This window comes from Microcoleus sp. bin48.metabat.b7b8b9.023, assembly GCF_013299185.1.
Lineage (GTDB): Bacteria > Cyanobacteriota > Cyanobacteriia > Cyanobacteriales > Microcoleaceae > Microcoleus.
Genome location: NZ_JAAFKG010000098.1, coordinates 1 through 13,631 on the forward strand (window position 1 = coordinate 1; position 13,631 = coordinate 13,631).

General features: G+C 47.0%; 10 protein-coding genes and 1 pseudogene. 5 read left to right on the forward strand and 6 right to left on the reverse strand.

Features of this window, described 5'->3' with window-relative positions; all coding sequences use genetic code 11:
• Positions 1-75: 75 nt before the first annotated feature.
• The 5 genes and pseudogenes from QZW82_RS31075 to QZW82_RS31095 all read right to left on the reverse strand — a co-directional run bounded on the left by QZW82_RS31075 (position 76) and on the right by QZW82_RS31095 (position 7,514).
• A complete protein-coding gene (locus QZW82_RS31075) occupies positions 76-1,275 on the reverse strand; it encodes a GTPase domain-containing protein (protein WP_293157894.1) in 1,200 nt (399 codons plus the stop codon).
• Between the two features lie 378 nt (positions 1,276-1,653).
• A pseudogene (locus QZW82_RS31080) lies at positions 1,654-3,186 on the reverse strand (NAD(P)H-quinone oxidoreductase subunit 4); the annotation flags it as partial.
• A 768-nt stretch (positions 3,187-3,954) separates the two neighbouring features.
• A complete protein-coding gene (locus QZW82_RS31085; protein ID WP_293157900.1) occupies positions 3,955-6,000 on the reverse strand; it encodes an NAD(P)H-quinone oxidoreductase subunit 5 in 2,046 nt (681 codons plus the stop codon).
• A 377-nt stretch (positions 6,001-6,377) separates the two neighbouring features.
• Positions 6,378-6,755 carry a thioredoxin family protein gene (locus QZW82_RS31090; RefSeq protein ID WP_293157903.1) on the reverse strand — a complete coding sequence of 126 codons (378 nt, stop codon included), beginning with the start codon at positions 6,753-6,755 and terminating at the stop codon, positions 6,378-6,380.
• Positions 6,756-6,800: 45 nt separating this feature from the next.
• Entirely contained in the window at positions 6,801-7,514 is a 714-nt protein-coding gene (locus QZW82_RS31095) for an NnrU family protein (protein ID WP_293128179.1), read from the reverse strand.
• Between the two features lie 247 nt (positions 7,515-7,761).
• On the opposite strand from QZW82_RS31095, the gene QZW82_RS31100 reads away from it, so the two are divergent.
• Complete coding sequence (locus tag QZW82_RS31100) at positions 7,762-8,766, forward strand: LysR family transcriptional regulator (protein WP_293157906.1); 1,005 nt, start codon at positions 7,762-7,764, stop codon at positions 8,764-8,766.
• A gap of 45 nt (positions 8,767-8,811) precedes the next feature.
• On the opposite strand, the gene QZW82_RS31105 is transcribed toward QZW82_RS31100, so the two are convergent.
• Positions 8,812-9,018, reverse strand: a complete 207-nt coding sequence (locus tag QZW82_RS31105; protein ID WP_293157909.1) for a hypothetical protein — start codon at positions 9,016-9,018, stop codon at positions 8,812-8,814.
• Positions 9,019-9,326: 308 nt separating this feature from the next.
• Here QZW82_RS31105 and QZW82_RS31110 point away from each other — a divergent pair, with 308 nt between their 5' ends.
• The 4 genes from QZW82_RS31110 (at position 9,327) to argJ (ending at position 13,434) form a co-directional block, all read left to right on the forward strand.
• The gene (locus tag QZW82_RS31110; RefSeq protein ID WP_293157912.1) at positions 9,327-10,790 is read left to right on the forward strand and encodes a serine/threonine-protein kinase; all 1,464 of its coding nucleotides are present in this window, start codon (positions 9,327-9,329) and stop codon (positions 10,788-10,790) included.
• Positions 10,791-11,254: 464 nt separating this feature from the next.
• On the forward strand, positions 11,255-11,449 hold the full coding sequence (locus tag QZW82_RS31115; RefSeq protein WP_293157918.1) for a hypothetical protein: 195 nt from the start codon (positions 11,255-11,257) through the stop codon (positions 11,447-11,449).
• Between the two features lie 62 nt (positions 11,450-11,511).
• A complete protein-coding gene (locus QZW82_RS31120) occupies positions 11,512-11,652 on the forward strand; it encodes a hypothetical protein (protein ID WP_293128944.1) in 141 nt (46 codons plus the stop codon).
• Positions 11,653-12,192: 540 nt separating this feature from the next.
• On the forward strand, positions 12,193-13,434 hold the full coding sequence (argJ, locus tag QZW82_RS31125; RefSeq protein WP_293157915.1) for a bifunctional ornithine acetyltransferase/N-acetylglutamate synthase: 1,242 nt from the start codon (positions 12,193-12,195) through the stop codon (positions 13,432-13,434).
• Positions 13,435-13,631 lie beyond the last annotated feature (197 nt).

The window sequence follows — 13,631 nt, forward strand, 5'->3', positions numbered from 1 at the left end:
CAAATCTGATGAGATTGGAGCCTTTCCCAATGAAACCAGTTGTCTCACAGTTTTTTGCCTCGTCGTAGAGCGAGATCATGCCAAACATGACCGTGGAACCCCCCGCGAATAATTCATGACACTAACTAAAATTCTAACTGATGAGTATTTCTTAAGTTCCTCCTTAAAAGTTTTTTTGATAAACTCCTCAATTTCTTGTCGTCCAGAGTCACTTAGATCTTGTTTACTCAACTTTTCAAAAACTGATGTGTAAGTCAAACCTAAAACTGTGACGAAGGTTGCTGCTGCTGCTCCAGATACAAAATTAGCAATTGCCCCACCAATAAGGCCAGTGAACCAATTACTTATGAAACCAGCAATATCTAAAACACTCGTCGTAATAGTAGCCACTATGGTCACAATTGTGACGGAACCAATCTGATCTAAAATCTCAACCCATTCTTTATATCCATAGAGAGCAGCTATCTGAGTGCATAGAAGTCCCTGAGATGTAAAAGCAGCGGCAGGAGTAGTTAGCGGTATAGGGACAAATGCGGCTGCGAAACAAGCAGAAGCAGCAACTTTCACATAACTAACAGCAACCTGTCTTTTAGATTCTAAATCAGCTATCTGGCGAATAATGAATGCATCCGTATAAAGCTTTGGGAGTAGTTCAACTGTTAGATTAACTATCTCTTTCACCCCAAAAGGTTCACCGTTGATTGGATTAGCTGACACCCTGACAACTTTAAATGGCTCTAAGTTATAATGAGATTCATGAATTCTTAAGGTTTCTTCCATCTCTTCAAGTTCTGATTGTCTTGCAAGGTCAGCTTGAGACAGAAGAATGACAACAGGTATTTTATATTCTGTAAAATTTCTGAGAACTGTTGCATCAAAAGGTTCAAATCGCTTTAGACCAGCATGAATGACATACCAAATGAGATGAATCTGTTCATCTACTCCTTTGGCTTTCCTTTCGTCCAAAAAGTTAAATACATCGTTGATAAATTTATCAGATCTTTCTACCTCATAACCTGCTGAATCATAGAGAACAACAGGTGCTTTCTCATCTTGTTTACCAGGATGAGGATAACGAATAAAGGCTGCACTTACAGGAAAGCCAGTTCCAGTTTTTGCTAACTCTCTGCCGAAAACTGCATTTATCAGGTTACTTTTTCCTGAACCTGTTCTACCAATTACAGCTATATTCGGAGACTTCAAATCCTCCAGCGTTTTCTCCAAACTCTGCTTAAACTTTCCCATAGTTTCTAATCTAGCTAATTGATTGAACATCTACTGATTTCATGACCAGTAGTCTAACAAAAACTTAACTCTGACAAATAACTCTTCAACTGCGTCCTCACAGGCAACTGAGAGATTTAACTATTAATCATAGCGCAGTTGCGGTTGACGGGGTGCAAAGCAAATTCTAGAACTTACGCATGGGGGCCCAGAAACCGGGTTTTTTACGAAAATACTTCGTTGCAGCCCAAAGATTTGGCAAAAAACCCGGTTTCTTTGTTGGAGTGTGTCCAAGAGTGTCAGAAAAAAAAGAAAACCCAAAAACCTTTTTAAACATAGGGTTTGGGGGTTTTCTTCATTGCATCAGCGTGCAAATTACAACTTGCTAGGCTCGATCGCAGGTGCGCGCAAAGACACCGTTTTATCCGCAGCAGCCTTAGCCACTAGCGATGGCACTGAATCCCGCAACTTTGCAGTCAACTGTGCAGTAGTCGCATCGTAAACCTGAGTCAGCATCTTCGGATACAAGCCAATGCCAATAATCGGCACTAACAAAGCCGCAATAATAAACACTTCTCGCGGTTCCGCATCCACCAATTCTTCATGTTCCGCTAATTCTTTGTTTTCCGGGCCGTAGAAGATTTCGCGCAGCATTGACAGCAGATAAATCGGAGTTAAAATTACGCCGACAGCCGCCAAAAATACCACGCAAACCTTAAACACCGGATTGTAAGCGTCGCTGGTTGCAAAACCTACAAACACCATCAATTCTGCTACAAAACCGCTCATTCCCGGCAAAGCCAAGGAAGCCATAGAACAAGCAGTCCACATGGCGAAAACCTTACGCATTTTCTTGCCGACACCGCCCATTTCGTCGAGCATGAGGGTGTGAGTGCGATCGTAAGTGCAGCCTACCATGAAGAACAAACTCGCCCCGATCAAACCGTGGGAAACCATTTGCAGCATGGCGCCGCTCGTTCCCAAATCGGTAAACGAAGCTATCCCAATCAGCACAAACCCCATGTGGGAAATTGAAGAATAAGCAATTTTGCGCTTCAAATTGCGCTGAGCAAAGGAGGTTAAGGCGGCGTAAACAATGTTAACTACACCCAAAATTACTAAGATGGGTGCGAATACAGCGTGAGCATCCGGGAGCATTCCGGCATTCATCCGCAGCAAGGCGTAGCCGCCCATTTTTAGCAGAATTCCTGCTAGCAACATATGGGCGGGTGCGGTTGCTTCGCCGTGGGCGTCGGGGAGCCAAGTGTGCAGGGGAAAAATTGGCAGTTTGACGCCGTAGGCTATTAAAAATCCTGTGTACAGCAGCAATTCTACATTGGGGGCGAATTCTTTGGCTGCGATCGCCCGCATATCGAAAGTCACGGTATCGCCGTAAAACGCCATCGTCAGCGCGCCAACCAAAATAAACAGCGAACCGCCTGCGGTGTAAAGGATAAACTTAGTTGCTGCGTAGAGGCGCTTTTTGCCGCCCCAGATTGACAAAATCAGGTAAATCGGGACTAATTCTAGTTCCCAAACCAGGAAAAACAGCAACATATCCTGTACGGCAAAAACTGCGATTTGGCCGCCGTACATTGTCAGCATCAAAAAGTAAAATAGCTTTGGTTTAAGTGTGACTGGCCAAGCTGCTAAAGTAGCCAGGGTAGTAATAAAACCTGTCAGCAAAATCAACGGCATTGACAAACCGTCAGCACCCACCGACCAATTTAAATCGAGTTGGGGCAACCAAGCATAACTTTCTACGAGTTGCAAGTTGGGATTGCTGAAGTCGTACTGAGTGCAAAAAGCGTAAACAAGCAGGGCAAAATCGATCAAACCCACAATTAGTGCATACCACCGCACCGTCTTGCCATCCTTATCGGGAATCAAAGGAATTAGCAGGGACGCAGCAATGGGAAACAGAATTGTTGTTGTTAACCAGGGAAAGTTAGCTGTATCCATTGCGTTTTAAAATTATCCATCAATTATTAGGTTTAAACACATTTTGGCGATTTTGGTCTAAACTTTATACTTTCTTTATACGAAACAATTCTTTTTGTAATGTTTGCGACGATTTGTGCGATCGCAAAAGTTGAGTTTAATTAAAGATTTATTTCTATTTGCTAATTGTCAATTTTGAGTTATTGAGCTAAGAGCAATCCTTAAAATATCTTCTAGTGGGACATGACAACGCCTTTCATCGTATCAAATTAACCCTAAAAACCTTTGGATCTCTTGTTTATCGCCGAGATCCGATCCCCCTAAATCCCCCTTAAGAAGGGGGACTTTGACAGAATACTCTTGTTCCCCCCTTATTAAGGGGGGCTAGGCAGGGCGGTTTTATTGTCGTCAGACAAATTAGGTACGTAGTTGGGCTTGGGCCCTCTTTCCTAATATTATAAAGAGCGCGCTGAAGCGCAACTACGTACCTTGACTCAAACGCGAGCCGACCTTTGAGCGATAATTTTGGTAGTTTGAGATTTCCTATCCTGACAATAAAACCACCCTACTTATTAAGGGGGGCTAGGGGGGATCTAGACTTCGAGGCAAACAAAAGATACGGTAGGTTTTGTCTTAAGTTGAAACTAACAGGCAATACCGTTTCCCTGTACTCTTGTTCCCCCCTTATTAAGGGGGGGCTAGGGGGGATCTAGACTTCGAGGCAAACAAAAGATACGGTAGGTTTTGCCTTAAGTTGAGACTAACAGGCAATACCGTTTCCCTACATATCTAACCAACTCCAGAAACGATCGCAAAACCCAGAACTGCGACAAACACAATCAGGGCATAAAATTGAGCGCGACCGTTTTCAAAGTATTTCAAACCTTCGCCGCTAACTAGGGTGAGAAACCCTGTCAAGTTGACGATACCATCGACAACTCGCAAATCCACTTCCATGACTTGCCGCGCTAAACGACGGCTGCCTTTGACGAAGAGAACTTCGTTGATATCGTCGAGATACCACTTGTTGAGGGAGAACTCGTAAAGTGGTTTGATTTTTTGGGCGATCGCACTTGGGTCGATTTTCCGGCTCAAATACATCAGAGAAGCCAAAGTAATGCCCAGCAAAGCAATACCTACAGAACTGCCGCCCATGATTAGAAATTCCGTCAAATCGAACTTCGCGGCGTGTGCCAAAACTTCTTCGAGAGACTCGCCAGGAGCGCGGACAAACTGCTCGAAATAATTGGCAAACGGCGTACCGAGAAAACCGATAAACACAGAAGGTACAGCCAGCAACACCAACGGCAGAGCCATTGTCAGAGGAGATTCGTGAGGGAAATGGTCGTGTGCGTCGTGACTTTCGCCAGTTGATGCCAATTCCTTAACGTTCATCGCTCCAGGGCCGAAAACCAAACCCGGTTGCAGGAGTTGTTGCTTGATGGCGCTGTCATTGCCCCGGAATTCGCCCTCAAAGGTGCTGAAATACATCCGAAACATATAAAACGCGGTCATCCCGGCAGTCACCCAACTCACAGCCCACAGAGCGGGATTTGCATGGAAAGCTTGGGCGAGGATTTCGTCTTTTGACCAAAAACCAGCAAAGGGCGGAATGCCACAGATTGCTAAGTTTCCGATTAAAAAGCAAGTAGCGGTAATCGGCATATATTTCCGCAAGCCGCCCATGACTCTCATGTCTTGAGCGAGGGCGGGGTTGTGCCCGACGACATCTTCCATGCCGTGAATGACTGAACCCGAGCACAGGAACAGCATTGCTTTGAAGTAAGCGTGGGTCATTAGGTGGAAGAGTCCGGCACTGTATGCGCCGACTCCCATTGCCATCACCATGTAGCCCAATTGGGAGATTGTGGAGTAGGCTAAGCCTTTTTTGATGTCATTTTGGGTAATTGCGATCGAGGCACCCATGAATGCTGTAAAACAGCCGGTGCAGGCGATCAAATTCATGACTGCGGGCAGTCCTTCAAATACTGGGTACATCCGAGCGATCAGGAAGACGCCGGCTGCTACCATCGTCGCGGCGTGGATGAGGGCCGAAATTGGTGTCGGGCCTTCCATTGCGTCTGGAAGCCAGACGTGGAGGGGGAATTGAGCTGATTTGGCTGCTGGGCCCAAAAATATCAGGACTCCGAAGATGGTTGCGAGAGTTGCGCTCAAAGCACCGGATTCGACTAGGGAGTGCAGCCGTTCGCCCATCACGTCAAATTCAAAGCTGCCGGTGGCCCAGTAAATGCCGAGGATGCCCAGCAGCAAGCCGAAGTCGCCGACGCGGTTGGTGACGAAGGCTTTTTGGCAGGCGTCTGCTGCTGGTTTGCGATCGTACCAAAATCCGACTAGCAGGTACGAACACATACCTACCAGTTCCCAGAAAATGTAAATCTGAACGATGTTCGGGCTGACTACTAGACCTAGCATTGAGGCGCTGAAGATGCTCAGGTAGGCGTAAAATCGCACGTACCCGTCATCGTGTGCCATGTAGCCGTCGGTGTAAATCATCACCAAAAAGGCGACCGTGGTGACGATCGCCAGCATTACCGACGTGAGGGGGTCAATGATATAGCCCATGTTCAGCGAGAAGTCCCCAGCAGAGGCCCACTGAATGGTTCGGGTGTAGGGTGCGTGGCCCTGTAGTTGACTCCACAGCAATGCAAAAGACATTACCGCTGACCCTCCGAGGGTGGAAAGGATTAAAATCGCATTCGCTTGTCGGAGTTTGTTGGTTGCCTGGTTAAAGGTGATTAAGCCTAAACCTACTAGCATTGCGCCTGCCAGTGGCAGGACTGGAATCAGCCAGGCGTATTGATAAAGCGGTTCCATGACTGATAGGTAGTTTAAAGTTTCTACTAGATATTGCCAAAACTGTTAATAATTGTGACACACGCTTGCGCGACTGGGCAGAAAGACTCTCTACAATTCTTAAGTATTGCCGATCGACAATCCTTAAGAATTGCTGCTGGTGTTGGCGATCGATCTAGTTCGCCTTAAATCTATGCCAAAAGATAGATTGACAAATTTCCAATTTTTGGGGGCAGGCCAGGAATAAATAAACCGGGTTTTTCCACACAATACCCTCGCGCTCGATGCGGTATTTTCGTAAAAAAACCCGGTTTTTGCCGACCTTTAAATGTCTGGTTGCCGATCGAATGGGTAATTCCCCAATTCTCGATCGATAGGAACCGAATGCCTTTTAACCGTTACCGGTTGGCTACTTGCTGCGGTTGCAGGCGTTGACTTTGGGGAGCATTCTGAGTGGCGAGCATCCAGGAATCCAGAGTGCGTCGCAGTTCCTCGCGACCTTGATAATTTTCAAATCTAAATAGAACTCGATCGCCCTCAAACAAAATCAGTGTGGGCAGACTGGTCAGCCGGTAAGTATTTGCCAATTTGAAACTTTGATCGGCATTCACCCCTAGGAGCTTGACTTTTCCTGCCCACTGTGTCTCAAAACTTGTAAGCGTGGGGTCGATCGCACGGCACAAACCGCACCAAGGCGCCCAAAAGTGAACTAAAACGGGGGTAGAGGCTTGAAATACCTCTTGTGCAAAAGTGCGTTCGCTAACCGACAACACCATGATCCCTCAAAATTTAATAATTTTTTTTCTATCCTAGGGATCATGCTACCAGTATATGTTCGCAGTGACACGCATCAGAAAAGGATGAATTTTCCACAGCAGGCCTGTAAAAATGACTACGCCTAGGTAGGAAGGGCGCAGGAACTCAAGCAAATCAAGGGTTTGACGCTTTTGCAGGATTGCCAAAAATGGAATAATTGAGGTTTGAGATTTGATGGTTTCAAAGGATTCGCCAAAACGAGCCCGCAGCCGGCTGTCGCCGTGCCACACTCCGAATAGGTGGTGAAGTATCAAACCGATGGAAGTGACGAGGGTAAAGCTAGTGCCAATCCAGAGGGTGTGGGCCACGCACCAAATCACCTGTCCCACCATTTGCGGGTGACGGGTGACGCGGATGATCCCGGCTTGGTAGAGGTGAACTTCCGGCTTTTGGATGGCGGCAATTTCTAGAAGGTTGAAGGTTGCTGGGTACAGAAACAGAAAGGAAATTGCCGACAGTATCCAAACCACTGGTTTAACTCCGGGCACGCCCTGTACTTGCCAAAGCTGCACGCCGTCGTAGCGGTGGTTGAAAAAGTAGACAACCAAAATCACCGCCAGCGGCAAACTGACAAGGGCAAACAAAACGCGGTAAAGTCTCGGCCCGATCAGCTTTTCACCTTTCGGGCGCAGGGCTGCTAAACCGCTGTGGGCGATCGCAAAACCAAATAAAAGTCCGAGAATAACTAAGTGGGAGTCAAGCGCTAAGTCGATCGTCATTGCAAATATTAAGAAAAGTTATTGATTCGTGGCCAAATTGTGTCACAAAGTATCTATAGGAGCATTCAGCGGTTATCAGTCAGTTAACTGTTCGCTGTTCGCTGTTCGCTGTTGACTGTTGACTGTTCGCTGTTCGCTGTTGACTGTTCACTGTTTGCCGATCGATCGCTGTTTGCTGTTTGCCGTCAACCGTCAACCGTCAACCGTCAACAGTTAACTGACAAATGACAACTGACAATTTAGATATATGTCTGACCTTCCTTTCACTTTAGACCAGTTACGCATTCTCAAGGCGATCGCCTCTGAAGGAAGCTTCAAACGCGCCGCCGACAGCCTCTACGTATCCCAGCCAGCAGTTAGCTTGCAAGTGCAGAACCTAGAGAGACAGTTGGACGTGCCGCTGTTTGACCGGGGGGGGCGGCGGGCTCAACTGACCGAAGCCGGACACCTGCTGCTGAGTTACGGCGAGAAAATTTTATCGCTTTGTCAAGAAACTTGTCGAGCTCTCGAAGACTTGCAAAATCTCCAAGGCGGTACTTTGATTGTCGGCGCTTCTCAAACCACGGGGACATACTTGCTACCCCGAATGATTGGGATGTTTCGGCAAAAGTACCCCGATGTAGCGGTACAGCTTCACGTACATTCGACCCGCCGCACGGCGTGGAGTGTGGCCAACGGGCAAATTGATTTGGCAATTGTTGGCGGAGAAATCCCTACCGAACTTGTAGAAGCTTTAGAAATTGTTCCTTACGCTGAGGACGAACTGGCTCTAATTCTCCCTCCATCTCACCCGATGGTACAACAAGAAAGCATCCAAAAAGAAGACCTTTATAAATTGCAGTTTATTTCCCTCGATTCGCAGTCTACTATCCGCAAAGTCATCGATCAGGTACTGACTCGCTGCGGCATTGACACGCGCCGCCTGAAAATCGAGATGGAGCTCAACTCCATCGAAGCCATTAAAAATGCTGTTCAGTCCGGGTTGGGCGCTGCTTTTGTGTCGGTTTCGGCGATCGAAAAAGAGTTGATGATGGGCGTCTTGCACAAATCTAAAATGGATGAAGTTTTGGTAACTCGAATTTTGTCGCTGATTTACAACCCCAACCGCTACCGTTCTAAAGCAGCAGAGGCTTTCAGCAATGAAATTTTGCCTTCTTTTGCTACTTATTCGACTACCCAGGAAAAGAAAGAACCTCCGACCATGGATTTGGGACTGATAGAAATAGGAACTCCCAACTCAGGGGGAAGTTGATTTATTAAGTTGCTGGTTCTCAGCAGTTCGCGCGTAGTTTAGAGATTAAAATCTGGTTTGATAATCCCTGTTCAACAGTTGACAGTTGACAGTTGACAGTTGACAGTTGACAGTTGACAGTTGACAGTTGACAGTTGACAGTTGACAGTTGACAGTTGACCGAAGGAGAGTGACTTCTACCCTTAAGTGCGAGGATTGGAGTAATGAATAGTCTGATTTTAATTTATCCCAAGCAGGCGGTCGGACTTTCAACCAATTCTTTCTGGTAAAAAGAACTGGGATTAGTATTAAAAAGTTTAACCACCTAGAATTAGGAATTAAACCAATTCCCTGTTTAGTCGATGCCCAATGCCCAATGCCCGATGCCCAATGCCCAATGCCCAATGCCCTGTTTGGCCAATGCCCTGTTTGGCCAATGCCCTGTTTGGCCAATGCCCTGTTTGGCCAATGCCCTGTTTGGCCAATGCCCTGTTTGGCCAATGCCCTGTTTGGCCAATGCCCAATGCCCTGTTTGGCCAATGCCCGATGCCCAATGCCCTATGACCAATTAGCAAACCAAAATGGAAGTTTACTGCACCCGCCCGGGCTGCCCGCGCCCTCAAAACAATTTTTCCGACCTCGATGACAGTTCCCTGCTGAAAACGGTGCAGCAAAGGTATTGCAAGGCCTGTGGAATGCCCCTAATTTTGAGCGGTCGCTATTTGCCAGTCAGGTTGTTAGGTCAAGGCGGTTTTGGGGCGGCATTTTTGGCCAGAGACCGCTATACTCCGGCGATGCGGCAGTGCGTTGCTAAACTTTTGCAGCCGTCGGTAAATCTGACTCCGGCACAGCTAAAAATCGCTCAAACTCTGTTTGAACGGGAAGCGGCGGTGCTGGAAGAACTGGGAAACGAACATTCGCAAATTCCGAGTTTGCTGGCGTTTTTTGAGCTGACTGTTCCGAGTTTGGAGCCTGGGAAAAACGATCAGTTTTTCTATCTGGTTCAAGAATTTATTGACGGTCACAATTTGGAGGAAGAACTTGTTGTTAAAGGCAAGTTTTCGGAAGCGGAAACGATGGAGGTGCTGCGGGAAATTTTGAAGGTTCTCGACTTTGTACACTCTCGCGGTTCGATTCACCGGGATATTAAACCTGCTAATATTATGCGGGCTAAAAGTGGTCGGCTTTATTTATTAGATTTTGGGGCTGTCAAACAGGTGACGCAAACTGCGGGTGCTTCTAAGGCTTCGACTGGTATTTATTCTTTGGGTTATGCTCCGCCCGAACAGATGAACGGACAAGAGGTTTATCCCGCAACGGATTTTTATGCTTTGGCTGTGACTTGCATTACTTTGCTCAGCGGTTTGCAGCCGACGGAATTGTTTGATAGTTATGAAAATGAGTGGAATTGGCGATCGCACGTACAGGTAAGTTCGCGTTTGGCTGAAGTTCTCGATCGAATGTTGTTACCCGCTCCCAGCCAGCGCTATCAATCGGCGATCGAGGTGGAAGCTGCTCTGAAATACAATTCTCAACAGCCTACGATGGTCGTGCAGCCGCCTCCCCTACCCACTCCGACCCCCCAACAACCAACTCAGCAGCCACCACCAACTCAGCAGCCTCCTGTGCCTCCTGTGGTGGCGACTCCTCCAGGAAACCTGCAATCTGGGGCGCGAAGGGCTTTTTCGATTTGGGATATTTTGGGTGGGGCTGCGTTTACGGGTTTTGAAGGGGGGTTGCTGGCGATCGCCCTGACGAGTTTGCTACCGAATCCAGGCGTGAGTATCGGATTGTTGGGGATGATTGTCGGGGGGCTAATTTTCGGCCAGTACCGCAGGGCGATCGAGCAAACTGAGATGCTGATTATTAGCGCAGGTACTCTGGCTGTACTGTGGTTGTTCCCGGCTTTGCGCGCCGCTGTTACGATTTATCCGAATTCTCCGATCACAGGCGTGTTGTTTGTGGGATGGTTGGCTGCTTTGGGGGCGATCGCGGCCACAGCTATTTTTCGCTTAATTTATAAGTTACTTTCTAATATTTTTTAAGCCTCGCGGGTAGTCATATCATGTCCGGTCGATTACCATAACAAAAATTGTTTGTAGTGCGGACTTCAGTCCGTAAAATGCTGCGGACTGAAGTCCGCACTACGAACAGTTCGTAGTGCAGTTAATCAGCGGACACCATATCAGCCATCAATTAGACTTCTTGGCTCAATCTTTTTAATCAAATTTTGGGACGCTGCTCAAAGCCATCCCACAAGAAAAACAATTGTGGGATGGCTTTGAGCAGCGTCCTATTTTGCAAGCAGTCGATTGTAGGAGATAGCTGCGCCGATCGCACTTCGCGGCTTTCCTGCACTCCCCGCATTCTCGATCGCACTTGTCGCTTTATTGTAAACTTTTATTACAATTTTAATTTTGTAGCTTTAGATACAGAAATATCTAGTATAGTTATAAATAGGAACAAAAAAGCAGCCCAAGATCGATCGAGCAAAACGGAGGAACCCGATATGTCTACCGAAAATCAAGCCCGCTCTCTGATGATGCGCCACCACCAAATGGTGAAGAACCGGCAGCAATCCATGCTCAACCGCAGCGCCAGCGAAGTCGGAATGGAAAATACTCACTACTGGGGCCACATTCAAGGCAAACCGCAGCCCAGCCTTCAAGCCAGTTACGATCGCAGCAACGCCACCATGAGCTAAGGCAAAGCTCAATTTCCCCAATTGCCCGCAAACCTATTACCTACATTTGGAGAAAACCAGTTATGTCTACTCAACAACAAGCGCGCAGCCTGATGATGCGCCACCAACACCTCGTCAAAAACCGTCAGGAATCTATGCTCAGCCGCGCGGCTGCTGAAGTTGGTTTAGATACTGGTTCTCAGGCGAGTGTCGATCGCAAATAACTCGTTTTTTCAACAGCGAGACAGTTGAATCAAGTTTGTTGTTTGCCAGCTAAAAATTAATAATGACTGTTACAAAACCGTCGCGACTTGTTCTTGAGTTTGCTCTTTACAGAACAAGTCGCGATTAATTTTACGGAATTAATTAAACAGAAACACTGAAATATAGGCTTTCTCAGAAAGATCGGGTACGTTGTTGGGCTTTAGCCCTCTTAGAGGATATTTTAAAAGTCCGGGAAGGTATAATTTAGCCCTTCTGATTGGGCTTAGCTGAGACAATAAATTAAGGTTTCAGCCCATTCTCTTTGAATCGGAATGATTTAACCACAGAGGCCGCAGAGGACACAGAGAGAGAAGATAGAGATTAATAATTATAATGCTACGGAATTTGAGATCGCCCGTCGGGCAAAGAACGATTAAACGACGAAAAAATAACTCATTGATTCGTCATTTGTTGACAATCTAAAATCTAAAATTTAAAATCTAAAATCTAAAATGATATAATCCCCTCTCAATAGAATAGAACGCTCTAGGGAGGTCATCATGTCGGACTGGAAAGAAATTGGCGGCGGAGTTACAGCACCGAGAGGATATCGAGCATCGGGAATTACAGCAGGTTTGAAGCCTTCTGGCTTGCCGGATTTAAGTTTAATTTTGTCAGAGGTGGATGCGATCGCCGCCGGAGTCTTCACTACATCGACAGTCAGGGCTGCTTGCGTGGACTACTGCCGCCAGCGCTTGCAAGCTAAACCCAGCGCCAAAGCTATTTTGTGCAATGCGGGACAAGCAAATGCTGCTACTGGCGAATTAGGTTTAGCAGATGCCCTCGAAAGCGCGAAATTGTTGGGCGAAGCGCTGAATATTCCTTCAGAATCCATTCTTTTGGCATCCACTGGCGTCATCGGGCAGCGGATTAAAATGGAACCGCTGAGGGCGGGAATTCCGCGATTGGTTGCTGAAGCCTCGGAAACTGGTTCTGATGCGGCTGCTAAGGCGATTTGTACGACTGATTTAGTGCCGAAAACGATCGCCCTGGAAACCATGTTTGGCGATCGTCCCGTGCGTATCGGCGGCATTTGCAAAGGTTCGGGAATGATTCACCCGAATATGGCAACAATGCTCGCATTTGTAACTTGTGATGCAGCAGTGTCGTCACATTTGTGGCAAGAAATGCTGACTCGGGCGGCAAACAGAAGTTTCAATCAAATTACTGTTGACGGCGATACCAGTACCAACGATTCGCTAATTGCTTTGACTAACGGCCAATCCCGCACGCCGGCGATTACAGAAAAGGGCGCGGATGCTGAAAAATTAGAGGCGATGCTAACAGAAGTTTGCGTGCATTTGGCAAAGGCAATTGCCCGTGACGGCGAAGGTGCAACTTGTTTGGTGGAAGTGCAAGTTAGCGGCGCCGCCGACGAAGTTTCTGCGAGTAAAATTGCCAAAACAATTGTCGGTTCTTCTTTGGTGAAGGCTGCTATTTTTGGACGCGATCCGAATTGGGGAAGGATTGCGGCGGCGGCTGGGCGCGCGGGCGTTGCTTTTGAACAAGAGAATTTGCGGATTCAATTGGGAGATTTTTTGATGATGGAAAATGGGCAACCTTTAGCGTTCGATAAATCTGCTGCGAGTAATTATATGAAAGCGGCTGCATCGGGCGAATATTTGAAGGAAGACACTGTTTTAATTCAGGTAAGTGTTGGGAATGGTGGCGGTTTTGCGAAGGCTTGGGGATGCGATTTGAGTTATGACTACGTGAAGATTAATGCGGAGTATACGACTTAAGTTCGGTAATTTCCGATGCCCGGGCGGTTGCAAATTGCGCTTAAACCGCCTGGGCGGTTACAAATTGCGGCAGGGGGAACGCATCTTATTGAACACTATTCATCAGTGGTGAGTATATTTTGAGATAAATTCACCATTCTTAGAAGCTATAGACACGCTTTGTAATGACTTTTGTAAGAAAATAGAACTGATTAATG